Raw genomic sequence first — 23426 nt, 5'->3', positions numbered from 1 at the left:
GGCTGCTCAGCCCTTGGCGACCTTGAACGCCTCGCGCGCGGCTTCAATCGTTGCGTCGATGATGCTGTCATCGTGCGCGCTGGACAGGAAGCCGGCCTCATACGCCGACGGGGCCAGGAACACTCCGCGCTCGAGCATCGCGTGGAAGAAGCGGTTGAACGCGGCGGTGTCGCAGGCCGTGGCCTGGGCGTAGGTTTCTACCTTCTGGTCGGTGAAGAACAGCCCGAACATCGCGCCCACCTGGTTGGTGGTGACCGCTACACCCGCATCGGCCGCCGCAGCTTCCAGCCCGGCGCACAGGCGCGCGCTGGCCGCCGACAGGCGGTCGTGGAAGCCCGGTTCCTGCACCAGTTCCAGCATCGCCAGGCCCGCGGCCATGGCCACCGGATTGCCGCTCAGCGTGCCGGCCTGGTAGATCGGGCCGGCCGGGGCGATCTGCGACATCAGCTCGCGGCGGCCGCCGTAGGCACCCACCGGCATGCCGCCGCCGATGATCTTGCCGAAGGTGGTCAGGTCCGGGGTGATGCCGTAGTGCGCCTGCGCGCCGCCCAGCGCCACGCGGAAGCCGGTCATCACTTCATCGAAGATCAGCACCGTGCCGTACTGCGTGCACAGCGCGCGCAGGTGCTGCAGGTAGCCGTCGCGCGGCGGAATGCAGTTGGCGTTGCCTACGACCGGTTCGATGATCAGGCCGGCGATGTCCGCGCCCTGCTCGGCGAACAGCGCGGTGGCCGCCTCGAAATCGTTGTAGGGCAGGGTCAGGGTGAGTTCGCTCAGTCCGGCCGGCACGCCCGGCGAGGTCGGCACGCCCAGGGTCAGCATGCCGCTGCCGGCCTTGACCAGGAACGAGTCGCCGTGGCCGTGGTAGCAGCCTTCGAACTTCACGATGCGGCTGCGGCCGGTAGCGCCGCGCGCCAGACGGATCGCCGACAGGGTGGCTTCGGTACCCGAATTGACCATGCGCACCATCTCGCACGACGGCACCAGCCGGGTCAGCGTTTCAGCCATGGTCACTTCGGCCGCGCACGGCGCGCCGAACGACAGGCCGTTGTTGATCGCGTGCTTGACCGCCTGGCGCACCGCGCTGTGGTTGTGGCCGACGATCATCGGGCCCCACGAACCCACGTAGTCGATGTAACGGTTGCCGTCGACGTCGTACAGGTAGGGGCCGTCGGCGCGCTCGACGAAGAACGGCTCGCCGCCCACCGACTTGAACGCGCGCACCGGCGAATTGACGCCGCCCGGAAGCAGTTCCTGGGCGCGGGTGAACAGGGCGTGGGACTGGTCGTGCTTCATGCGGAAGGGTCCTGGAAACAAGCAAGGTAGGCGTGCAGGGTGGCCACCGGGTCGTTGGCGGCGAAGACGCTGCTGACCACGGCCACCAGATCGGCGCCGGCGGCGATGATCGGGCCCACATTGTCCGGCGTCAGCCCCCCGATCGCCACCCGCGGCACCCCGAGTGCGGCGCTTTGCCGCAGCAGGTCCGGGTGGGCGCGGCTGCTGGTGACCTTGGTGGTGGTCGGGAAGAACGCGCCAAAGGCCACGTAGCTGGCCCCGGCGGCCAGCGCCCGTTCGGCGTTGTCCAGCTGGTCGTAGCAGGAGGCGCCGATGATGGCGGCCGGGCCGAGCAGGGCGCGCGCGGCGCCGATGTCGCCATCGGTGCCGCCCAGGTGCACGCCGGCCGCGCCGACCTCCAGGGCCAGGGCCGGGTCATCGTTGATGATCAGCGGCACGCCGTGCGCGGTGCACAGGTCCTGCAGGGCCTGTGCCTGCTCGCGGCGCAGCGCGTCGCTGGCGGTCTTGTTGCGGTACTGCAGCCAGGTTGGGCCGGCGACCAGCAGCGGCGCCACGCGGGCCAGCAGGCGGGCGGTATCGGCGTCGTCGGGGGTGATCAGGTACACGCCGCGCGCGGGCGCGGCCGGGGAAGCAGGGAGCGTCATCGATGGCTACCGGTAGAACGGCGGGAGTGGGACAATGGCCTATGACCGTACTGCCCAACGCCTGATTATCCGATGACCGACGCCACCGCCACCACCTTCCGCACCTGGATGTGCGTTGTCTGCGGCTTCATCTACAGGGAAGTCGATGGCCTGCCCGAAGAGGGCATCGCCCCGGGCACCGCGTGGGAAGACGTGCCCGACACCTGGACCTGCCCCGATTGCGGCGTGACCAAGGACGATTTCGAGATGGTCGAGATCGATTGACCGGTAGCGTTAGCGGGTAGAGCCGACTGTCAGTCGGCTGCAGCGCGCAGCGCTGCTACGTTTTGCGACCCCGCCAAGAGCAGCCGACTGACAGTCGGCTCTACCGGCGGGCGTCCCATGCGGCGGGCGTCCCATGTTCAATGCAGGCGCGGCAGACGCCCGCCCATCTCCACCAGCTTTTCCCGTACCCACTGCGCATCATTGGCTTGGCCGTTGCGCTGCAGGTACAGCGCCAGGTCCTGGCGTGCGCCGGCCTGGTAGTCCAGCTGCAGGTAGGCCAGCCCGCGGTCGCGCAGGGCATCGTCCTGTTCCGGGGCCAGCTTCAGCAGGCGGTCGGCACTGCGCGCGGCGCGGTCCCACTCGCTGCGCTCCACATATACGCCGTGCAGGTTGCGCAGCATCCGCATCAGGATCGCCCGCGCCGGGGCCGCATCCAGGATCTGCGCCAGCACGCTGTCATCGGGCACTTCGCCGCCCAGGTGCGAGCGCGCCCGTTCGCGCAGCTCCTCCACGTCCAGCGGCCGCCCGCCGTTGAACGGGTCCATGACCAGCATCCCGTCGTCCACCGGCAGCCGCACCAGGAAATGGCCGGGGAAGGACACGCCGTCCAGCGGAATGCCCAGCCGCCGCGCCACTTCCATCTGCACCATGGCCAGGGAGATCGGGTTGCCCAGCCGGCGTTCGAACACCTGGTTGAGGTAGCTGTTACGGGGGTCGTAATACTCGCCATGGTCGCCGCCATAGCCGAGTTCATCGAACAGGTGGCGATTGACCGCCGCGATCTTGAGCGGCCAATGCTCGATCGTGTCCACCTCGGTGCGCAGGTGGTCGGCGTGGCTCTGCACCAGCGCGTCATAGACCTGCGGGTCCAGGTCGGGGTATTCGTCGCGGGCGATCAGCAGCGCCGTGGGCAACAGCGGCAGCGCCTCGTCGTCCAGTTCGGCCAGGGAGTCCCACGCCGGCAATGTCATTGGCGCCTGCATGGACACAGACTGGCGACAAACGCGGCCCGATTCAAGCGGGATCGCGTGAAAACTCCGGGACTGGCGGGGCGTGCCCGCCAGCCCGGTTCAGGGCTTGTCGGCGATACCCGGGCCGAAGGTCAGCACCGCGCCATCCTGCAGGCCCAGCTTCTCGGCCTGGCCGGCGTTGAGTTCCAGCACGTAACGGGCCGGGCCGCTGCTGGGGTAGGGCGGGCAGCGGTCGCCGGCCGAACACGGCGGCACATCGCGCTGCTGGCTCACCAGCCGGCGCTGGTCATCGAAATACAGGATGTCCAGCGCGATCTTGGTGTTCTTCATCCAGTACGCCTGCAGCTCCTGGCGGTCATGCACGAACAGCATGCCGTGGTCGGCGGGCATCTCGTCGCGGAACATCAGGCCGCGCGTGCGGCTTTCATCGTTGGTGGCCAGTTCCACCTGGTAGCGGGCCCCGCCCAGTTCCACCCAATGGCTGGCACCGGCGCTGGCACAGCCGGACAACGTGAGCAGCAACAGCAGCGGCAGCAGCAGGCGCATGAAGGGCATGGGCGATCCTCGCAGAAGAGCCGGCACGGGCGTGCCGACGGTGGATATCAGAACACCATCGGCGGTTCACCGCCAACAATGACCACATCGGCCGGGCGGCGCGCGAACAGGCCCACGGCGACCACGCCGGGCAGCTGGTTGAGCTCGCGCTCCAGCGCCACCGGGTCGGTGATCTGCAGGTGGTGGATGTCCAGGATCTGGTTGCCGTTGTCGGTCACCACGCCTTCGCGCCAGGCCGGCTGGCCGCCGGTCATGTCCATGATGCGGCGGGCAATCAGGCTGCGCGCCATCGGGATCACTTCCACCGGCAGCGGGAATCTGCCCAGCACCGGCACCTGCTTGGTCGGGTCGATGATGCACACGAAGCGCTCGCTGGCCTCGGCGATGATCTTCTCGCGGGTCAGCGCGGCGCCACCGCCCTTGATCAGGCACTTGTTGCCGTCGCACTCGTCGGCGCCGTCCACGTACAGCGACAGGCCGCCGGTGTGGTTGAGTTCCAGCACCTCGATGCCGTGCTGCTTCAGGCGCGCGGTGCTCTGCTCGGAGCTGGACACGGTGCCCTTGATGCGGTGCTGGATGCGGGCCAGGCCGTCGATGAAGTAGGCAACGGTGGAGCCGGTGCCGACCCCGACGATCATGCCGTCTTCGACGTATTCGAGGGCTTTTTCTGCGGCGAGGCGTTTGGCTTCGGACATGGCGGGAAACTCGTGAAGGAAAAGGTCAGTGTTTTTCGAGCGACAGCAGCAGCTTCCACTGCGCGGCGGTCACCGGCAGGATCGACAGGCGGTTGCCGCGCGCGATCAGGGGGAACCCTTCGCCCAGCGCGTCGGCATGCAGCTTGATTTCGTCCAGCGAAATGGTGTCGCGCAGCTTGCGCTCGAAGGCCACGTCCACCAGCAGCCAGCGTGGCGTTTCGCGGGTGGCCTTGGGATCGTAATAGTCCGATTTCGGATCGAACTGGGTATCGTCCGGATACGCCTCGGTGGCGACCGTGGCGATTCCCACGATGCCCGGCACCTTGGTGTTGGAGTGGTAGAACAGGATGCCGTCGCCGACCTTCATGCCATCGCGCATGAAGTTGCGCGCCTGGTAGTTGCGCACGCCGTTCCAGGGTTCCTGGCCCACGCGCTTGAGGTCATCGATGGAAAAGGCGTCCGGTTCGGACTTCATCAGCCAGTAGCGCTTGCGTGCGGTCATGCGTCGTTCTATCGGGGAAGGTACGTGGTGGTGTCGGTACAGATCGCATCCACGCCGACGTCCCACGGCTGCACGGGCAGCTCATCGACCTGCTGGACCGAAAAACCGACGCCGGCCAGCCACGGCGGGGCCGGGCGCTGGTTGCGGAATGCGAAGCTGCGATCATACCAGCCGCCTCCCATGCCCAGCCGCCGGCACTGCGCGTCGAAGCCCACCAGCGGAGCTACCACCAGCGTCATCTGGTCCGGCGCGAGGGTGTCGCCTGCGGCGATGTCGGGTTCTGGAATGCCGAAGCGGTTGCTGGTCAGCGGCTGGCCCGGGCGCCACGGCGCGAAGCGCAGCGTGTCGCCGGCCAGCACGGGCAGGCAGTAGGTGGCGGTGTCGGGCAGACGCATCTGCCAGCGGTGCAGCGCGATTTCGCCATCCAGTGCCCAGTACCCGGCCACGAAGCCGTGGGTGGGCGCGAAGGGCAATGCAAGCAGGGCATCGGCTAGCAGTTCGGCGGCGGCCAGGCGCTGCGCGGCGGGAATGTCTCGGCGGCGTTGGCGCAGCTGCTGGCGCAGTGCGGAGCGCGGGTCGGTCATGCCTGGGTCCGTTGAGGCCGGATAAAACAAGAGCGACGTTCCAGTGGAACGTCGCTCTTGCAGGAATACTGCATTCTCCGCGGTGACGATGCGTGCGAAACGACCTTGAACCCGGGGTTCAAGTGGGTACGCTGGGCCTCCATTGGGCTTCCCGCTACAAGGCGGACCTGCACTCCCGGCGACGTCGCGCACCCGTGGTCGTAATTAAGGGACAAGGCGAATGTTTGCACACGCCGTCGTTCACAGCAGAGAACGCATGGCCATTATAGCCAACCGGACCGGATCGGATACCCCGTTCGTCGGTCCAATTACGTGCCAATTCAGAACAATGAAAAACGCGTGCAGTTCAGCCCGCGTCGAGGGCCCGGTCCAACCGCCTGTTCAGATCCGCCAGCGTCTGCTGCAGGGCCACGCCTTGGCGCGCATGGTCGTCGCGCAGCTGCTGCAGTTCATGCGCCAGGTTCAGCGCGGCCAGCACCGCGACGCGGTCCACGGCGGCCATGCGGTTGCTGCCGCGGATCTCGCGCATCTTGGCGTCCAGCAGCCGCGCGGCGGCGGTGAGGCTTTCGCGCTCTTCGGCGCCCACGCCCACGGTGTATTCGCGGTCCAGGATGCGGACACTGACCGGTTCGGTCTGGCTCATGTGTGCTGCTCCAGGCTTTTGAGCCGGGTGATCATCGCTTCCACCCGCGAGCGCGCCTGCTCGTTCTTGGCCAGCAGCTGCGAGCGCTCGTTGACCAGCTGTTCCTGCTGGTGGCGCAGGCTGCGGTTTTCCTCGGCCAGGCGCTGGTTGCGGTCCAGCAACGCCTCCACCCGGGCGGCAAAGGCCTGCAATTGGGCGATGGCATCGGCGGGTTCCATGTCCGGCACGATAGGCAAGCGGGGTGGAGCCGGTCAAGCTAATAATGACAAGGGGCGGATTGATACACTGTGACGCTGCCAACCCAGGGTTGCCGGCGGCGCCGCCGACCCATCAGATCGAGCCCCAAGATGACCGAACTTCCGAGTGTCAACGACGTAAACCAGGCCAGCCAGGCGGCCGGCCTGGGCGCTACTGCCGCGGAGCTCCACGGAGGCCTGTGCGGCTGGCTGGCGGCCGGCGGCGCGCCGGTGCCCGAGTGGCCGGCCCGTGTGCTGGCCGACGACAACCTGCCCACCCCGACCGCAGGCGATGCGCTGGACCGGCTGCTGGGTGCCAGCGTGGCGCAGCTGGAGGACCGGGATTTCGCCTTCGAGCTGCTGCTCAGCGACAGCGATGACACCGCCGCGCAGGCCGATGCGCTGTTCACCTGGGCGCGTGCGTTCCTGGGCGGCTTCGGCCTGGGTGCGGGCCAGCAGCGTCCCACCCTGTCCGAAGAAGGCGAAGAGGCGCTCAACGACCTGGCCAAGCTGGCCCAGGCCTCGAGCGAGGATTTTGAAAGCGGCAACGATGACGACGAGGACGCGCTCGCCGAAATCGAAGAGTTCATCCGCGTGGCGGTGCTGATCCTGCACGGTGACTGCGTGATGGCCGTGCGCCACCGGCAGCGCCTGAACTGAGATGGATATCCGCGAGTTGACCGGCATCACCGCGGCCGAATACGCGGGGCGCCGCCAGGCGCTGATGGAAATGGCGGGCGATGACGCCATCCTGGTGCTGCCGGCCGCGTCGGAGCGGGTGCGCAGCTTGGATACGCACTATCCGTTCCGGCAGGATTCGGACTTCTGGTACCTGAGCGGCTTCCCGGAGCCGGATGCGGTGCTGGTGCTGATTCCTGGCCGCCGCCACGGCGAAGTCATCCTGTTCTGCCGCGAGCGCGACGCCGACCGCGAAGCGTGGGATGGCGCACGCGCCGGACAGGAAGGCGCGGTGGCGCAGTACGGCATGGACGATGCGTACCCGATCGACGATCTGGACGACATCCTGCCGGGCCTGCTGGAAGGGCGCTCGCGCGTGTATTACCACTTCGGGCGCGACGCCGAGTTCGACCTGAAGCTGATCGGCTGGGTCAACCGGGTGCGTTCGCAGGTGCGGCATGGCGCGCAGCCGCCGCATGAATTCCTGGAACTGGGCCACCTGCTGCACGAGCAGCGGTTGTTCAAGTCGAGCGCGGAGATCGCCTTGATGCAGCGCGCGGCCGACATCACGGTGCAGGCGCACCGGGTGGCGATGCGCGCGGCGCGGCCGGGCATCCACGAGTACGAGCTGCAGGCGGACCTGGAGCGCGAGTTCCGAGCCAACGATGCGTGGTCGGCCTACGGCAGCATCGTGGGTACCGGCGCCAACGGTTGCATCCTGCATTACCGCGCCAACAACGCGCGCAGCCGCGATGGTGAGCTGGTGCTGATCGATGCGGGTGCCGAGTACCGCGGCTACGCCAGCGACATCACGCGCACGTTCCCCGTAAATGGTCGCTTCACGGCCGAACAGCGCGCGCTGCACGATCTGGTCGGTGCGGCGCAGGCGGCAGCACTCGCGCAGGCCAAGCCGGGCGTGCCCTACGAGGCGGGCCACCTGGCGACGGTACAGACGCTCACCGAAGGCCTGCTGCGGCTGGGCCTGCTCACCGGCACGCTGGAAGAGAACATTGCCGACGGCCATTACCAGCGTTTCTACCGGCACAAGACCGGGCACTGGCTGGGCCTGGACGTGCACGACGTGGGCGACTACCGCCTGGCCGGCGATTCGCGGCTGCTGGAGCCGGGCATGGTGTTCACCATCGAGCCGGGCCTGTACATCAGCGCCGACGACCGCAGCGTGGAAGCGCGCTGGCGCGGCATCGGCATCCGTACCGAGGATGACGTGGTGATCACCGACAGCGGGCATCACGTGCTGACGGCTGGTCTGGCGCGAAGTGCTGATGAGATCGAGCAGGAAATGAACGCTGCTGGCTGATTCGAGTCCAAGGCAAGAGCAGCGTTTCGGTTGCTACGTGCTGGGGAGGCCGACGGGCAGCCCCTTACGGGACACGCCGTAAACCGCCCTCCGGGCCCCGGCCCAGCCGCCAGCGGCTGTGCGTTCAGTCGCACGCGAGGCAGTGCCTCGCAAGCAGTGCGCCTTCACCCATGTGGGCTTGGCAAAAACATCCATGTTTTTGACAGTCCCTACAGGGGCTGCCCGCCGGCCTCCCCCAACAGATGGCAGCGTGCGGATGGCAAGAGCAGGCACGCATGGCGTGCCCCTACGCGGCGGGTGCGCGAATGGGGTTGAGGCCGGTTATGCGGCGGGTACGCGAATGGAGCTGGGGGCGGTAGCGTCGGTTCCCAAACGACGGCACGGAACACCACCTCGTCCGTTGACGCATGAAAACGATCGGCACTGCCGTTGATCTTCCCGTGGCCCCCCAACACACCGTCGAGGGTCGGCGGGGGCGGGTTTGCGGGACTGTAGAAAACATGGATGTTTTCTACAAGCCCCCATGGATGGGTTCACGGCGTGTCCCGCAAACCCGCACCCGCCGGCCCAGCTCAGGCCACTCGATGCGCACCGGCTGTTCGCCAAAATGCATGAAGCAGCCGGGCAACAGCCCGGCTGCATGGGCAAGCGTCGATCAACGTTACGCCTTGGCAAACTCCGGCCGGGTCAGGTTGTCCGCATCGCCGTCGGTGCACAGCACTTCATCTTCAACGCGGATGCCACCGTATGGCCGGAAGAAATCCACGCGATCCCAGTCGATGCTGTCGCCCTGGCCGCGCTGCTTCACTTCGTCCAGCAGCATGTCGATGAAGTACACGCCCGGTTCGATGGTGACCACCATGCCCGGTTCCAATGCGCGGGTCAGGCGCAGGTACGGGTGCCCTTCCGGGCGCTCGACGCGGCCGCCGCGGTCGCTTGCGGCGAAGCCGGCCACGTCGTGGACCTGCAGGCCGATCAGGTGGCCCAGGCCGTGCGGGAAGAAGGCCGCGCTGACGCCGGTGGCCAGCGCCGCTTCCGGCGAGACCTTCAGCACCCCGAAGTCCTTCAGGATGCCCATCAGCGACAGATGCGCATCGATGTGCAGCTGCTTGTAATCCACGCCCGCACGCACGCCGGCACCCATTTTCTGCTGGGCCGCATCGACCGCATCGATCAGCGCCTGGAACTCGTCGTGGCCGGCGGCCGCATACGTGCGCGTGATATCGCTGGCGTAGCCGTACGCGCTGGCGCCGGCGTCGATCAGGAAGCTGCGCAGCGGCTGCGGCGCGCTGCGGCCCAGGTCGGTGTAATGCAACACCGCAGCGTGTTCGTTCAGCCCGATGATGTTGCCGTAGGGCAGCTCGTTCGCATCCTGGCCGACCGCGCGGCAGTAAGCCATGTGAATCTCGAACTCGCTGGCACCGGCGCGGAACGCCGCCTCGGCCGCGCGGTGGCCGCGCACGCCCAGCTGCTGGGCCTGGCGCATCAGCGCGATTTCATACGCCGTCTTGTACGCCCGGTGCCAGTCCAGGTAGTGGAGCACCGGCTCGGGGTTGTTCGGGGTGAACGCGCCCAGCGCGCTCTGCGGCTCGCCCAGGATCGCGCAGCGCGCCGCATCGCGTGGCAGCAGCGCCAGCGCCTCGTCCGGCGTGCGGATGATCTCGATGTCGAAGTGTTCCACCCACCAGCCGTTGGGCGCATCGGGCACCACGTGCCAGTAATCGAACGGCTGGTGGAAGATCACCTTCGGGCGCTGGCCCGGGGTGTACACCACCCAGCTGTTGGGCACCTTGGTCAGCGGCAGCCAGGCCTTGAAGTTCGGGTTCACCGCGTACGGGTAATCGCGGTCATCGAAGGCCTGGTAGTGCAGCGTGCCGCTGGGAATCACCAGGTGGTCGAAGCCGCCGCGCGCCAGCGCCTCGTCGGCGCGTTGGCACAGCACGCGGACATGATGGGAATACAGGGCGGCGAGGTCGGGCTGGTTCATCGCGGAAGCTCACAGGGCAGTGCGGAATGCAGCCCCTGATTCTGCCGCAATCAGCCCGTGCGCGCTGTGCCGGAACCGGCACTCACACCGCCGAAGATTCCTCGGCGATCCAGGCGCGCAGCTGGTCGCGGTGCTCGCGGCTCAGCGTGAGGAAGCGGAAGCCCGCCCAGGATTGGCCCGGCGCATTGCTCTGTTCGATCCAAAGCAGGTGCGCCCCCACGTCCACCTGCACCGGTTGGCCGCTCGGCCCCTGGATGGCGAAGCGGAACTGGTAGTTGCCGTCCGGCGTCAATGGCACCGAACAGATCATCAGCATGCCGGTTTCGGACACATTGCCCAGCCGGCCGATCACCGCCTCGGCCATCGTGTCGGTCACCGGCACCTGCTCGGCCACCTGTCGGCGGGGCGCGCGGCGGGTGTCGTCGTTCATTCGTCAGTCTCTGCAGTGGCCGGGGTGCCCGCCAGCGAGCGCAGGGTGCGCAGCGTGGCCTGCCAGGCGCGGTCGATCAGGCGGCTCTTGCCCTCGCTGACCAGGCGCGCCTGCCCGTGCACCATCAGCCGGGCCAGGCTGTCCAGCGAATGCTCGGCCACCTTCTGCCCGCGCGGATTGACGAACAGCGCGTTGTCGGTGATCAGGCTGTACCAGGACAGCCGCTGGCGGCGCATGTCGCCCTGCTGGTTGGTGGTGAATTCGAACCAGGTGCCAAACGGCAGCGTGCGCAGCTGGCGGTAACAGTCTTCCTCGGCGGGGCTGCGCGCCAGCGGCGCCTCGCGCCGGGCTTCGGTGCCTTCGGCCTGCTCCCCCAACCGGGTGCGCGCACGGATGCGCGCGGTCAGTTCGGTGCGTGAGCTGCTGTCGTCTTCACCGCCCGGGGTGGACAGCCGGCGCGCGATCGCCGCCGCTTCGTCCTGGTGATAGCCGACCTGCAGCAGTGCCGCTTCGACCTGCTCGCCGAGCTGGGTATCACTCCCGGCGCTGCCGGGTGGTTGGCAGGTGACCTCGGCGATGCGTGCGGTTTCCTGCTCGCGCGCCTGCCATTGCTCGGAGCCTTCGCCGCTGCGCAGCAGGGTCAGGGTCAACACGTCCGACCAGGCCTGCTTCAGCAGCGATTGCACGAACCGCGGCGGCGCGGTCTGCGCGCACAGCTGTTCGATGCTGGCGCCGGCCTGCTGCTTGGCCGATTCCAGCCGTTCCTTGCCGCGCGCCGCTTCCACGTGGCGGCGCTCGGCCAGCTCGGCCTTGTGCGCCAGGGCCCGGAAGTGCTGCTGGATCTCGTCGTTGGCCGCTTCGAAGACCGCCGCATCACCCTCGTAGTCGGTGACCACCTTGTCGACGGCGCGGTCCAGCTTCTGCACCAGCTGCGGGTCGACATCCTCCTCGCCCAGCCAGTTGGCGCCGGCTTCGGCCACCGCGTTGAGCAGCTCGCGGGCCGGGTGCTGGTCGCGCACGAAGAAGGCCGGGTCGGACAGTGCCGCGCGCGCCACCGGTACCTGCAGGCGGGTGAGCAGGTCCACGGCGGCCGCGTCGGGGCGGACCTCGCGGTGGATCTGCCCGTACAGCATGTCCAGCAGGTCGAAGGTGTCGGTGTCCTTGACCGTCAGCGCGGCCTGCGGGCCGTGGTCGGCGCGCATCTGGGCGAGCAGGGCGTTGTGCAGGTCGGCCATGGTGCGGCGCACGCCGGCCGACTGCGCCTGCAGCTTGGCCAATGTAGCGTGCAGGTTGCCGCTGGAGATCGCGACCGGTTCCGGACGCTCACCTGCCCCCGAGACTTCCGCATGGGGCGACGCCCCGGTCGCGGCTTGTGCTCCCTCCACGCCACCGGTGTCAGGGCCGGCGGCGGTACCGGGCTGGCCCGGCGTCACTGGAGTGCCGTGGCCGAGACCCGCCGGGCCCTGGGTATGCCGGGCGGCGTCCAGCAGGTGGTGCAGGGCCGACAACGCCGGGGCGTTCATGTCGACCGGGGCGGCATCCGCTGGCGCTTCAGCGGCAGCGGCCGGCGCCGATGGCGCCATCTGGCCGATCACCTCGCTGGTCATCGCCGCCCAGCTGCCGCTGCTGGCAGAACCGCTCCAGCCGGTGAGCGGGCGTCCGCCCGCCCCGCCGGGTTCGCGCGGGGGCGCCGCGCCGGTCCCGCGCTCGGGGCCGGTGACGATCCGCCGCGTGGTGGCCGAGCGCGCCAGGTACGGGGTGTAGACCAGCCCTGGCAGCACGCCCTCATGGGTCAGCAGCACGTTGGCGCGTTCCAGCAGCTCGCCCAGGCGTTCCAGCAGCTGGCGGTCGAACACGCGGAACAGCGCCAGCTGGGTTTCCAGGCCCAGCGCGAATTCCTCGCCCAGCTCACGGGTGATCCGGCACAGCACGTAGGGCCCGAACGGCAGGTCCTCGGCGTCGAACGCCGGGCCGGCGGCGAGCACGCCGAAACGCTGCCCGAGCAGCTGCAGCGCACTGGCCGAGCGCTGCGCCTCGCGCCGGGTGATGTCGGCCAGCACGATATCGCGGTCGATATCGGTGTCGGTGACCAGGGTCAGCGTGGTGGCCGCCACCGGCGCGCTCGGGGCGGGCACGTGCCGCACCCGCGGTTCGCGCAGGTTGGCCAGGGCCGTGGCCAGCGCGTCCAGGAAGCGCGGCGCGAACTGCGCGTTGACGTCGTGCAGGCGCCGGGCCTGGGCGTAGATGTCGGCCTGGATCTGGCTGTTGCGGGCGCGTTCGGCATCGCGGAACAGCTCGCGCTCCAGCTCCACGATGGTCAGCTTGAGCGGGGTGCTCAGGGTCTGCACGGCCAGCGCGTGCAGCGCCGCCAGCAGGCGGCGCACGCGCGGCGGTGCATCGACCCCGGCGAACCGGGTCGGATCGGATGACGATGAAGGTGCGGACGCAGACATCCGTTGTAGGTTCCGGCTCCCCTGAGAGCACAGAATCTAACGTTTTCCCGGGGTCCCCGCCAGAAGGGATCTCCCGACATCCTCAGCCCAGGAACAACTCCACCACGTCGTTGGTGAAGCGCCGGCCCAGCTCGGTCGGCTGCACATGGTCGCCCTGCACCGTCATCCAGCCATTGGCAAGGGCGGTCTGCAGCGGCGCGGCGATGCTCGCCCGGTCCAACCCGGTGCGCGACTCGAAGTCCTTGAACCGGAAGCCCTCGTGCAGCCGCAGCAGGTTGAGCATGTATTCGAACGGCAGGCGGTCGGCGCCGATCACCTCGTCGCCGCCGATCGACGCGGCCGTGCCGGCAGTGTCCATGAACGTCTGCGGGTGCTTGTGCTTCCAGCGACGCAGCACGTGCTGCCCGGCGCCGGAGCTGATCTTGCCGTGGGCGCCGGCACCGATGCCCAGGTAATCGCCGAAGCGCCAGTAGTTCAGGTTGTGCTGGCTCTGCCGCCCGGGGCGCGCGTACGCGCTCACTTCGTACTGGGCATAGCCGGCCTCGGCCAGCAGGCGCTGGCAGTGCTCCTGCATGTCCCAGGCCGAATCATCGTCGGGAATGCCCTGCGGCGGCCGCGCGAAGAACACCGTGTTCGGCTCCAGGGTGAGCTGGTAGTGCGACAGGTGGGTGGGCTGCAGCGCGAACGCGCGTTCCAGGTCGTGCTCGGCCTGGGCCAGGGTCTGCTGCGGCAGCGCGTACATCAGGTCGATGTTGAAGTTGTCGTAACCGGCATCCTGGGCCAGCTTCACCGCGCGCTCGGCTTCGCCGCTGTCGTGGATGCGGCCCAGCCGCTGCAGTGCCTCATCGTTGAAGGTCTGGATGCCGAAGCTGATCCGGTTCACCCCGGCCGCGCGGTAGCGGTCGAAGCGGCCGTGCTCGGCCGTGCCCGGGTTGGTTTCCAGGGTCACCTCCAGGTTCGGGGCGAAGCGCAGCCGTGCCGAAGCTGCCTGCAGGAAGCGGTCGATCGCCTCCGGCGGGAACAGGCTGGGTGTGCCGCCGCCGAAGAACACGCTGTTCACCACCCGGCCCCAGACCAGCGGCAGGTCCTGGTCGAGGTCGCGGATCAGCGCGTCGATGTAGGACTCGAACGGCAGTTCGCCCTTGGCCTGGTGCGAGTTGAAATCGCAATACGGGCACTTGCGCACGCACCACGGCAGGTGCACGTACAGCGACAGCGGCGGCGGTACCAGCGACACCGCGTGGTCGTGGTCGCAGCTTTCGCCCGGAAGGTGGTGGCAATCGGTGTCGGACATCGTGCTCATCGGTAGCGCCGGCCGTTGGCCGGCCCTCGGGAAATCATCAACAGTCGATTCAGATCAACGCCGACAGCTTCTGCTTCAACACCTGCAGCGCCTTGCCGCGGTGGCTCATCGCGTTCTTTACATCCGGTGCCATTTCCGCGGCGGTCTGGCCCAGCACCGTGTCCAGGAACAGCGGGTTGTAGCCGAAGCCGTGGCTGCCGCGCAGTTCGTCCAGGATCTCGCCTTCCCAGCTGCCTTCGCAGATCAGCGGCTGCGGGTCGTTGGCGTGGCGCAGCAGCACGATCACCGCGTAGAAGCGCGCGGTGCGGCGCTCGGCCGGCACATCGCGCATGGCGTCGAGCAGCTTGGCGTTGTTGGCCGCGTCATCGGTCGGGCTGCCGGCATAACGCGCGCTGTACAGACCGGGCGCGCCGTCCAGCGCATCCACGATCAGGCCCGAATCGTCGGCCAGCGCCGGCAGGCCGGTGCTGGTGCAGGCATGGCGGGCCTTGATCAATGCGTTCTCGACGAAGGTCAGGCCGGTTTCCGGCACATCGCTCACGCCCAGCGCGCCCTGCGCCACGATTTCCAGTGGCAGGTCGGCCAGCATCGCCTGCAGTTCCTTCAGCTTGCCGGCGTTGCCGCTGGCCAGTACCAGTTTCATTGCTTGGGCTCCAGCAGGTCCCACGTGTTGCCGTACAGGTCGCGGAACACCGCAACCGTGGCGTAGGGCTCTTCGCGCGGGGCTTCGAGGAATTCCACGCCGCGCGCGGTCATCGCGGCATGGTCGCGGTAAAAATCGTCGGTGTTGAGGAAGAAACCGACCCGACCACCGGTCTGGTTGCCGACCCGGCTCTGCTGCTCTTCATTGCTGGCGCGGGCCAGCAGCAGCGCCGCCGCGCTGCCGTCGGTAGGACCGACCACCACCCAGCGCTTGCTGCCCTGGTCGATGTCATCGATCAGATGGAAGCCGAGCTTGCCCGTGTACCAGGCGATCGCCTCGTCGTAATCGGCCACCACCAGGGTGACCAGGGCAAGGCGCCGGCTCACGGCTGCGCCAGTGCGGCCTGCTGGGCCGCGAACAGGTCGGTGATGCCCTTTTCGGCCAGCGCCAGCAGCGCGTCCAGCTCATCGCGGCGGAACGCGTGGCCTTCGGCGGTGCCCTGCAGCTCGATGAAGCCGCCGCCGTCGTTCATCACCACGTTCATGTCGGTGTCGCAGTCGCTGTCTTCGGCGTAGTCCAGGTCCAGCACCGGGGTGCCGCGGTAGATGCCGACCGACACCGCAGCCACGGCGCCGAAGATCGGGTTGCGCTTGATGTCGCCGCGCTTGATCAGGAAGTTCACCGCATCCACCAGCGCCACGTAGGCACCGGTGATGGCGGCGGTGCGGGTGCCGCCATCGGCCTGCAGCACGTCGCAGTCCAGGGTGAGGGTGCGTTCGCCCAGTGCGCTCCGATCAATGCAGGCGCGCAGGGTGCGGCCGATCAGACGCTGGATTTCCAGGGTGCGGCCGCCCTGCTTGCCGCGCGCCGCTTCGCGGTCGTTGCGGGTGTGGGTGGAGCGCGGCAGCATGCCGTATTCGGCCGTGACCCAGCCTTCGCCCTTGCCGCGCAGGAAGCCCGGCACGCGGTTTTCCACGCTGGCGGTGCACAGCACGCGGGTTTCACCGAAGCTGACCAGCACCGAGCCTTCGGCATGGCGGGTGAAGGCGCGTTCGATGCGCACTTCGCGCAACTGGTCGGCCTGGCGGCCGCTGGGACGGGGATCGGACATGGATGGCTTCCGGTAAGACGAGGGATGCGGGACCGCGCCCGGACCGGGGACCGGCAGGCGAGGAGGCTCCAAAGGAACCGCTAGGGTACCATTTGCACTTTGAGAGCACCGGAAACCCGCATGATTCGAAGCATGACCGCCTATGCCGGCGGCGAGCGCGCCACACCCTGGGGCACGCTTGCTTGTGAGCTGCGCTCGGTCAACCACCGGTTCCTGGAGGTGGGCGTGCGCCTGCCCGAGGAGCTGCGTGCGCTTGAACCGCAACTGCGGGAGCGTGTCGCCAACCGCTGCAGCCGCGGCAAGATCGATCTGGTCATGCGCCTGCGCGCGCCGGAGGTCACCGGGGCATTGGTGGTCAACGATGCGCTGCTGGCCCAGCTCGGCGAGCTGGCCAGCCGGCTGGCGCCGGGCTTCCCCAGCCTGCAGGTGAGCTTCACCGAGCTGCTGCAGGTGCCAGGCGTGATGCAGGGCGAGGCAGTTGATGCCGCCGCCCTTCAGGCCGAGGCCCTGTCCCTGCTGGAAGAAAGCCTGGACGGCTTCGTCGCGGCGCGTGAGCGCGAGGGCGACAAGCTGGCCACGGCGATCCAGGAGCGCGTCGATGGCGTAGAGCGCATCGCCGCCGAGGTCACCACCCTGATTCCGCTGATCCGCGATGGCCAGCGCGCCAAGCTGTCGGCCCGGCTGGCCGACCTGCCGCACCCGGTCGATCCCGGCCGCGCCGAGCAGGAACTGGTGCTGTGGCTGCAGAAGCTGGACGTGGACGAGGAGCTGGACCGCCTGCGCAGCCACATCGTGGAGATCCGCCGCGTGCTCAAGCAGCGCGAGCCGGTCGGCCGCCGCCTGGACTTCCTGCTGCAGGAGTTCAACCGCGAAGCCAACACGCTGGGCTCCAAGTCGGTGGACAGCCGCACCTCCAATGCCGCCGTCGAGCTGAAGGTGCTGATCGACCAGATCCGCGAACAGGTGCAGAACATCGAATGAGCAGCCAGCCCCTTCAGAGCCCGGAACCGGCCCGCGGCACGCTGTACATCGTGGCCGCCCCGTCCGGGGCCGGTAAAAGCAGCATCGTCAACGCCACCCTGGCGCGCGACCCGCAGATCGCCCTGTCGATCTCGTTCACCTCCCGTGCGATGCGCCCGGGCGAAGTGAACGGCGAGCACTATCACTTTGTCAGTGCGCCCGAGTTCGAGCGGATGATCGCCGCCGGCGACTTCTTCGAACACGCCTGGGTGCACGGGGACTGGAAGGGCACCGCCCGCCAGTCGGTCGAGCCGCAGTTGTCGGCCGGCCAGGACGTGCTGCTGGAGATCGACTGGCAGGGCGCCCAGCAGGTCCGCCAGCTGGTCCCCGGCACGGTCACGGTGTTCATCCTGCCGCCGTCGAAGCAGGCCCTGCAGGACCGCATGCGCAAGCGTGGGCAGGACAGCGAGGCGGTGATCGCCCAGCGCCTGGCCGCCGCCCGCGAGGAAATGCTGCATTTCAACGACTTCGACTACGTCATCGTCAACGAAGTGTTCGAGACCGCCGTGGACGAGCTGTGCGCCATCTTCACCGCCAGCCGCCTGCGCCGGGAGTCCCAGAAGGTCCGCCACGCGGGCCTGATCCAGGCCCTGCTGACCCAGGACGCAACGGCAACTGACTGATTCACAAGGGGCGGGTAGCCGGTCGGCTTGATTTTGTCCAGCCCTGGCCGGTACAATCCGTCCCCTTTCCCTCATTCGATGAGCAGCCCCTGCCGGCTGCCGGGAGCCCGCATGGCCCGCATCACCGTAGAAGATTGCCTGGAAGTCGTCGATAACCGTTTCGAGCTGGTCATGATGGCGTCCAAGCGCGCCCGTCAGCTGGCCAACGGTGTCCAGGCCACCCTGGACAACAGCGAAACCGAAGACAAGCCGACCGTGCTGGCGCTGCGCGAAATTGCCGCCCGCAAGATCGACAACGCCCTGATCGACGAAGTCGAGAAGGCCGAGCGCGAGCGTGCCGAGCGTGAAGCACTGGAATGGGCCGCTGCCGAAGTCGTCGCCGACGAAGACATGTCCAAGAACGACGACTGATCCCATCCGATCATCCGTTGTTGCAACAGACAGCCCGCCATGTGCGGGCTGTCTGCTTTTGAGCGGCAGGTCACCCCGTTGGTGGTGACGCATTTGACGATTGCCCGTACGCAATAGTTTGCCGTTATCCCGTCGCTGGAATAGTCTTCCAGCCATGAACCCAGGCCCCTCTGCCAAGGTCGCCACGTCTCCCGGCGCGGCCGTACCCGACTATGTCCTCCAGCTTGAACGCGCAGCCCATTACCTGCCGCCCGAGCAGTTGCCGCTGCTGCGTCGCGCCTGGGAGGTAGGGGCCTCCGCGCATGCCGGGCAGACCCGCAAATCGGGCGAGCCGTACATCACCCATCCGGTGGCGGTGGCGCAGGTACTGGCCGAGCTGGGCCTGGACGTGGAAGCGCTGATCGCCGCGATCCTGCACGACACCATCGAAGACACCCCGCTGACCCGCGAAGAACTGGCCGCCGAATTCGGCGAAGCCGTGGCCGAGCTGGTCGATGGGGTGACCAAGCTGGACAAGCTGAAGTTCCGCGACCGCCAGGAAGCGGCCGCCGAAAGCTTCCGCAAGATGCTGCTGGCGATGTCGCGCGACCTGCGCGTGATCATGATCAAGCTGGCGGACCGCCTGCACAACATGCGCACGCTGGGCGCGCAGAGCACCGAGGCGCGTGGCCGCATCGCGCGCGAGACCCTGGAGATCTACGCCCCGATCGCGCAGCGGCTGGGCATGAGCCTGGTCAAGAGCGAGCTGCAGAACCTGGGCTTCAAGGCGCTGTACCCGTGGCGCCACGCGATCCTGGAAAAGCACATCCGCAGCCAGCCGGTGGTGCGCCGCGAGGCAATGGCGCAGGTGGAAGTGCAGCTGTCGCAGCGGCTGGCCAAGGAAGGGCTGGAACACCGCCTGGTCAGCCGGATCAAGACCCCGTGGAGCATCTACAACAAGATGCGCGACGAGAACAAATCCTTCGACCAGGTCATGGACGTGTTCGGCTTCCGCCTGGTCGTGCGCAGCGTGCCCAACTGTTACCACGCGCTGGGCTCGGTGCATGCCACCTTCAAGCCGCTGGATGGGCGCTTCCGCGATTTCATCGCCATTCCCAAGGCCAACGGCTACCAGTCGCTGCACACGGTGCTGTTCGGCCCGTACGGCTCGCCGATCGAAGTGCAGATCCGCACCGAGGAAATGGACCTGATCGCCGAGCGCGGCGTGGCCGCGCACTGGACCTACAAGTTCGGTGGGGACACCCCCAACAGCGCGCAGAGCCGTGCGCACGCCTGGATCGTGGAACTGATCGATTCGCAGCGCGCCGCCGGTTCGTCGCTCGAATTCCTCGACAACGTCAAGGTCGACCTGTTCCCGGACGAGGTCTACCTGTTCACGCCCAAGGGCAAGATCCTGGCCCTGCCGCGCAACTCCACCGCGCTGGACTTTGCCTATGCGGTGCACACCGACGTGGGCAACATGGCGGTGGCCTCGCGCGTGGACAAGAAACTGGTGCCGCTGCGCACCAAGCTGGTCAGTGGGCAGACCGTGGAAGTCATTACTGCGCGCTCGGCCACGCCCAAGCCGCAGTGGCTCGAATTCGTGGTCAGCTCCAAGGCGCGCACCGCGATCCGCCACCAGCTCAAGCAGCTCGAACACGAAGATGCCGTGCAGCTGGGCCACCGCATGCTGGACCGCGCGCTGGAGGCGATGGACAGCTCGCTCGAACGGCTGCCCAAGGGGCGCCTGGATGCGTTCCTTGCCGAACACCGCTACCCGCGCCTGGAGGCCCTGCTGGCCGAAGTGGCGCTGGGCAACTGGATGCCCAACCAGGCCGCGCAGGCACTGATGGCCTACGCCGAACTGCGCGGCGGCGCGCATTCCAAGCACTCGCAGGAAAAGATCCTGATCAACGGCAGCGAACGCGGCGTGGTCAGCTTCGCCAACTGCTGCCAGCCGATTCCCGGCGACGAGATCATGGGCTACCACACCGCCGGCAAGGGCATCGTGGTGCACCGCCTGGACTGCCCGAACCTGGCCGAGCTGCGCAAGTCGCCCGAGCGCTGGGTGCCGATCGGCTGGGACACCACCGTCTCCGGCGATTACGACACTGCGCTGGTGGTGGAAGTGGAGAACGGCACCGGCGTGCTGGCCCAGCTGGCCGCGGCGATCGCGCAGAGCCATTCCAACATCGAGCGTGTGGACTACCTGGACCGCGACTTCAACGCCGCCGTGCTGGCCTTCAACATCCAGGTCCGCGACCGCAACCACCTGGCCGAAGTCATGCGCCGGCTGCGGCGCTTGTCGGTCGTCCAGTCGGTGCGCAGGCAATAGGCAATGATCGAAACCGATACAATGGACCACCATTGTTCGACATAACGAGGCACCCCATGTCCCGCCAGATCATCAACACCGAAAACGCACCGGCCGCCATCGGTCCGTATTCGCAGGCCGTGCGTGCCGGCAACACCGTGTACTTCTCCGGCCAGATTCCGCTGGACCCGGCCACCGGCGACATCGTCGGTGCCGGTGATGTCGAAGCGCAGGCCCGCCGCGCCTTCGACAACCTCAAGGCCGTGGCCGAAGCCGCTGGCGGCTCGCTGGACAAGGTGGTCCGCCTGGGCCTGTACCTGACCGACCTGGCCGAATTCGCCAAGGTCAACGCGGTCATGCAGGACTACTTCCAGGCGCCGTTCCCGGCCCGCTCCACCATCGAAGTGTCCGGCCTGCCCAAGGGCGCCAACTTCGAGGTTGATGCGGTGATGGTCATCGACTGACCGCCACGTGGCACGCAGACCGGCGGTCACCCCGGCGCTGGCGCCGTCCGGCGAAGCTTCGCTGGCGGTGCTTGCCGGCGTGGGTCCGGCCGTGGCCGCCAAGCTGGCGGCGCGCGGCCTGGCCTCGCTGCAGGACCTGTGGCTGCACCTGCCGCTGCGGTATGAAGACCGCACCGCACTGACCCGCATCCAGGACCTGCGCAACGGCGTGCCGGCGCAGGTGGAAGTCCGCGTGGTCGCGGTGGACCGCGGCATGCGCTTCCGCCCGACCCTGAAAGTAGCAGTGGAAGACGAAGGGCAGGGCACCCTGGTGCTGCGCTTCTTCCACTTCCGCCAGCAGCAGGTGGCCCAGTTCTCGGTGGGCACCCGCCTGCGCTGCTTCGGCACGCCCAAGCCGGGCCAGCTGGGGCTGGAAATCGTCCACCCGAGCTACCAGGTGCTCGGCCGTACCGATGACCCGGCGCTGGGCGACAGCCTGGACCCGGTCTATCCCACTGTGGAAGGCATCGGCCCGGCCACGCTGCGCCGCCTGATCGGCCAGGCGCTGGACCGCCTGCCCGAAGAATCCAGCCTGGAACTGCTGCCGCCGGGCTGGCTCGATGGCCTGGCGCTGCCCTCGCTGCGCAGTGCCTTGCTGACCGTGCACCGCCCGCCACCCGACGCCAACCTGGCCGCGCTCGCCGCGGGCACGCATCCCGCACAGCGCAGGCTGGCGCTGGAAGAGCTGCTGGCCCACCACCTGAGCCTGCGCCGCCAACGCATTGCCCTGCAGGCGCACCATGCGCCCCCGCTGGCCGGTCCGGGAAAGCTGGCCAAGGCCCTGCTCAAGCAGCTGCCCTTTGCCCTGACCGCCGCGCAGAAACGCGTGTTCACCCAGATCCGCGAGGACCTGGCCCAGCCGCGCCCGATGCTGCGGCTGGTGCAGGGCGATGTCGGCTCGGGCAAGACCGTGGTGGCCGCGCTGGCGGCGATGCTGGCGGTGGAGCAGGGCAAGCAGGTCGCGCTGGCTGCCCCCACCGAACTGCTGGCCGAACAGCACCTCACCAACCTGCGCGGCTGGCTGGAACCGCTGGGCGTGCAGGTCGCCTGGCTGGCCGGCAAGGTCATCGGCAAGGCGCGCGCGAAGGTGCTCGAACAGGTCGCCAACGGGCAGGCCCAGGTGGTGGTGGGCACCCATGCGCTGATGCAGGAATCGGTGGTCTTCCATGACCTGGCGCTGGCCATCGTCGACGAGCAGCACCGGTTCGGCGTGCACCAGCGGCTTGCGCTGCGCGACAAGGGACCGGGCGGGCACAGCGTGCCGCACCAGCTGGTGATGACCGCCACGCCGATTCCGCGCACGCTGGCAATGTCCGAATACGCCGACCTGGACGTGTCGGCGATCGACGAACTACCGCCCGGGCGCACCCCGGTGCAGACCGTGGCATTGAACAATGATCGCCGCCCCGAACTGATCGAGCGCATCGCGCTGGCCTGCCGCGAAGGCCGCCAGGTGTACTGGGTGTGCACCCTGATCGAAGAAAACGACGAGCTGGATGCCACCCCCGCGCAGGCCACGTTCGAATCGCTGCAGGCGTTGCTGCCGGGCGTGCGGGTGGGGCTGGTGCATGGCCGGCTGAAGGCCAGCGAGAAGCTGGCCACCATGGTCGCGTTCAAGGCCGGGCAGATCGACCTGCTGGTGGCCACCACGGTGATCGAAGTCGGCGTGGACGTGCCCAATGCCTCGTTGATGGTGATCGAGAACGCCGAACGCCTTGGCCTGGCCCAGCTGCACCAGCTGCGCGGACGGGTCGGGCGTGGTTCGGCGGTGTCGCGCTGCGTGCTGCTGTACCAGGCGCGGCTGTCGGCGATGGCACGCGAGCGCCTGGAAACCATGCGGCAGACCAACGATGGCTTCGTGATCGCCGAAAAGGACCTGGAACTGCGCGGTCCGGGTGAGCTGCTGGGTACCCGCCAGACCGGCCTGGCCGGCTTCCGCATGGCCGACCTGGCCCGCGACGCGGATCTGCTGCCGGGCGTGCATGCGCTGGCCGAGCGGTTGATGGTGGAGGCGCCGACGGTGGCCGATAGGGTGGTCGAGCGGTGGATTGGCAACGCGGTGAGATACGCGTCGGCATAGTCGGCATGGTCTGGGCCGGCCAACGGCCGGCGCTACCGATCGAATGATCCCGACGGTCGATTGATCCAGATCCCAATGGGCCCGTAACAATTCGTAGCGCCGGCCGTTGGCCGGCCCAAGTGGCCCCGACCCGCGCCTTGTATTTGTCATCCCGGGGTGCGAAAGTCCCTTGCCGCTTACCAA

General features: G+C 68.2%; 25 protein-coding genes and 1 other RNA gene. 9 read left to right on the top strand and 17 right to left on the bottom strand.

Features of this window, described 5'->3' with window-relative positions:
• Window positions 1-6 precede the first annotated feature (6 nt).
• Together hemL and thiE are read right to left on the bottom strand one after the other, a co-directional pair.
• Window positions 7-1296 (bottom strand): glutamate-1-semialdehyde 2,1-aminomutase, encoded by a 1290-nt coding sequence (gene hemL / locus V9K91_RS01160; protein WP_336442562.1) that lies wholly within the window; start codon window positions 1294-1296, stop codon window positions 7-9.
• Complete coding sequence (gene thiE, locus V9K91_RS01155) at window positions 1293-1940, bottom strand: thiamine phosphate synthase (protein WP_336442561.1); 648 nt, start codon at window positions 1938-1940, stop codon at window positions 1293-1295. The genes hemL and thiE overlap by 4 nt, the downstream gene beginning before the upstream one ends.
• A 72-nt stretch (window positions 1941-2012) precedes the next feature.
• Between thiE and V9K91_RS01150 the strand changes: the two genes are divergently transcribed.
• Window positions 2013-2204, top strand: a complete 192-nt coding sequence (locus tag V9K91_RS01150; RefSeq protein WP_068853901.1) for a rubredoxin — start codon at window positions 2013-2015, stop codon at window positions 2202-2204.
• A 137-nt stretch (window positions 2205-2341) separates the two neighbouring features.
• Here the strand turns inward: V9K91_RS01150 and V9K91_RS01145 are convergent, their stop codons facing one another.
• The 8 genes from V9K91_RS01145 to V9K91_RS01110 all read right to left on the bottom strand — a co-directional run bounded on the left by V9K91_RS01145 (window position 2342) and on the right by V9K91_RS01110 (window position 6372).
• Window positions 2342-3187: a SirB1 family protein gene (locus tag V9K91_RS01145; protein ID WP_249833048.1), complete on the bottom strand. Its 846-nt coding sequence runs from the start codon at window positions 3185-3187 to the stop codon at window positions 2342-2344.
• A gap of 87 nt (window positions 3188-3274) precedes the next feature.
• The gene (locus V9K91_RS01140; protein WP_068853899.1) at window positions 3275-3730 is read right to left on the bottom strand and encodes a DUF192 domain-containing protein; all 456 of its coding nucleotides are present in this window, start codon (window positions 3728-3730) and stop codon (window positions 3275-3277) included.
• A 47-nt stretch (window positions 3731-3777) separates the two neighbouring features.
• Entirely contained in the window at window positions 3778-4425 is a 648-nt protein-coding gene (gene rpiA / locus V9K91_RS01135) for a ribose-5-phosphate isomerase RpiA (RefSeq protein WP_336442560.1), read from the bottom strand.
• Window positions 4426-4450: 25 nt separating this feature from the next.
• A complete protein-coding gene (locus tag V9K91_RS01130; RefSeq protein ID WP_068853897.1) occupies window positions 4451-4927 on the bottom strand; it encodes an EVE domain-containing protein in 477 nt (158 codons plus the stop codon).
• Window positions 4928-4935: 8 nt separating this feature from the next.
• Window positions 4936-5511, bottom strand: coding sequence for a 5-formyltetrahydrofolate cyclo-ligase (locus tag V9K91_RS01125; RefSeq protein WP_336442559.1), 576 nt, complete (start codon window positions 5509-5511; stop codon window positions 4936-4938).
• A gap of 70 nt (window positions 5512-5581) precedes the next feature.
• A non-coding RNA gene (gene ssrS, locus V9K91_RS01120) (6S RNA) lies at window positions 5582-5766 on the bottom strand.
• A gap of 91 nt (window positions 5767-5857) precedes the next feature.
• A complete protein-coding gene (locus tag V9K91_RS01115) occupies window positions 5858-6154 on the bottom strand; it encodes a cell division protein ZapA (RefSeq protein ID WP_068853895.1) in 297 nt (98 codons plus the stop codon).
• Window positions 6151-6372, bottom strand: a complete 222-nt coding sequence (locus V9K91_RS01110) for a TIGR02449 family protein (RefSeq protein WP_068853894.1) — start codon at window positions 6370-6372, stop codon at window positions 6151-6153. Before V9K91_RS01110 ends, V9K91_RS01115 begins: the two co-directional genes overlap by 4 nt.
• 129 nt (window positions 6373-6501) lie before the next feature.
• On the opposite strand from V9K91_RS01110, the gene V9K91_RS01105 reads away from it, so the two are divergent.
• Both V9K91_RS01105 and V9K91_RS01100 read left to right on the top strand, forming a co-directional pair.
• On the top strand, window positions 6502-7050 hold the full coding sequence (locus tag V9K91_RS01105) for a UPF0149 family protein (protein WP_068853893.1): 549 nt from the start codon (window positions 6502-6504) through the stop codon (window positions 7048-7050).
• A 7-nt stretch (window positions 7051-7057) separates the two neighbouring features.
• Window positions 7058-8386 carry an aminopeptidase P N-terminal domain-containing protein gene (locus V9K91_RS01100; protein WP_249834385.1) on the top strand — a complete coding sequence of 443 codons (1329 nt, stop codon included), beginning with the start codon at window positions 7058-7060 and terminating at the stop codon, window positions 8384-8386.
• Between the two features lie 661 nt (window positions 8387-9047).
• Here the strand turns inward: V9K91_RS01100 and pepQ are convergent.
• From pepQ to rph, 7 genes are all read right to left on the bottom strand, one after another.
• Entirely contained in the window at window positions 9048-10373 is a 1326-nt protein-coding gene (pepQ, locus tag V9K91_RS01095; protein ID WP_249833045.1) for a Xaa-Pro dipeptidase, read from the bottom strand.
• Between the two features lie 82 nt (window positions 10374-10455).
• Window positions 10456-10803: a PilZ domain-containing protein gene (locus V9K91_RS01090; RefSeq protein WP_249833044.1), complete on the bottom strand. Its 348-nt coding sequence runs from the start codon at window positions 10801-10803 to the stop codon at window positions 10456-10458.
• The gene (locus V9K91_RS01085; RefSeq protein WP_336442558.1) at window positions 10800-13256 is read right to left on the bottom strand and encodes a DUF1631 domain-containing protein; all 2457 of its coding nucleotides are present in this window, start codon (window positions 13254-13256) and stop codon (window positions 10800-10802) included. Before V9K91_RS01085 ends, V9K91_RS01090 begins: the two co-directional genes overlap by 4 nt.
• A gap of 82 nt (window positions 13257-13338) precedes the next feature.
• Window positions 13339-14550 carry a radical SAM family heme chaperone HemW gene (hemW, locus tag V9K91_RS01080; protein WP_249834384.1) on the bottom strand — a complete coding sequence of 404 codons (1212 nt, stop codon included), beginning with the start codon at window positions 14548-14550 and terminating at the stop codon, window positions 13339-13341.
• A 58-nt stretch (window positions 14551-14608) separates the two neighbouring features.
• Window positions 14609-15202, bottom strand: coding sequence for an RdgB/HAM1 family non-canonical purine NTP pyrophosphatase (gene rdgB / locus V9K91_RS01075; RefSeq protein WP_249833043.1), 594 nt, complete (start codon window positions 15200-15202; stop codon window positions 14609-14611).
• A complete protein-coding gene (locus V9K91_RS01070; protein WP_068853888.1) occupies window positions 15199-15588 on the bottom strand; it encodes a VOC family protein in 390 nt (129 codons plus the stop codon). The genes rdgB and V9K91_RS01070 overlap by 4 nt, the downstream gene beginning before the upstream one ends.
• A complete protein-coding gene (gene rph / locus V9K91_RS01065) occupies window positions 15585-16313 on the bottom strand; it encodes a ribonuclease PH (RefSeq protein ID WP_336442557.1) in 729 nt (242 codons plus the stop codon). The genes V9K91_RS01070 and rph overlap by 4 nt, the downstream gene beginning before the upstream one ends.
• A gap of 120 nt (window positions 16314-16433) precedes the next feature.
• Here rph and V9K91_RS01060 point away from each other — a divergent pair, with 120 nt between their 5' ends.
• The 6 genes from V9K91_RS01060 to recG all read left to right on the top strand — a co-directional run bounded on the left by V9K91_RS01060 (window position 16434) and on the right by recG (window position 23243).
• Window positions 16434-17294 (top strand): YicC/YloC family endoribonuclease, encoded by an 861-nt coding sequence (locus tag V9K91_RS01060; RefSeq protein ID WP_249833042.1) that lies wholly within the window; start codon window positions 16434-16436, stop codon window positions 17292-17294.
• Window positions 17291-17956, top strand: a complete 666-nt coding sequence (gene gmk, locus V9K91_RS01055) for a guanylate kinase (protein WP_093533650.1) — start codon at window positions 17291-17293, stop codon at window positions 17954-17956. Before V9K91_RS01060 ends, gmk begins: the two co-directional genes overlap by 4 nt.
• A gap of 111 nt (window positions 17957-18067) precedes the next feature.
• A complete protein-coding gene (gene rpoZ, locus V9K91_RS01050; protein ID WP_068853884.1) occupies window positions 18068-18367 on the top strand; it encodes a DNA-directed RNA polymerase subunit omega in 300 nt (99 codons plus the stop codon).
• Between the two features lie 154 nt (window positions 18368-18521).
• Window positions 18522-20681, top strand: a complete 2160-nt coding sequence (locus tag V9K91_RS01045; protein ID WP_068853883.1) for a bifunctional (p)ppGpp synthetase/guanosine-3',5'-bis(diphosphate) 3'-pyrophosphohydrolase — start codon at window positions 18522-18524, stop codon at window positions 20679-20681.
• Between the two features lie 56 nt (window positions 20682-20737).
• The gene (locus tag V9K91_RS01040) at window positions 20738-21124 is read left to right on the top strand and encodes a RidA family protein (RefSeq protein WP_068853882.1); all 387 of its coding nucleotides are present in this window, start codon (window positions 20738-20740) and stop codon (window positions 21122-21124) included.
• Between the two features lie 7 nt (window positions 21125-21131).
• A complete protein-coding gene (gene recG, locus V9K91_RS01035; protein ID WP_249833040.1) occupies window positions 21132-23243 on the top strand; it encodes an ATP-dependent DNA helicase RecG in 2112 nt (703 codons plus the stop codon).
• Window positions 23244-23426 lie beyond the last annotated feature (183 nt).

The organism is Stenotrophomonas sp. CCNWLW57 (assembly GCF_037203925.1).
GTDB lineage: Bacteria > Pseudomonadota > Gammaproteobacteria > Xanthomonadales > Xanthomonadaceae > Stenotrophomonas > Stenotrophomonas rhizophila_A.
The sequence above is the reverse complement of the archived record's forward strand: the minus strand, read 5'-3'. Positions and strand labels throughout refer to the sequence as shown.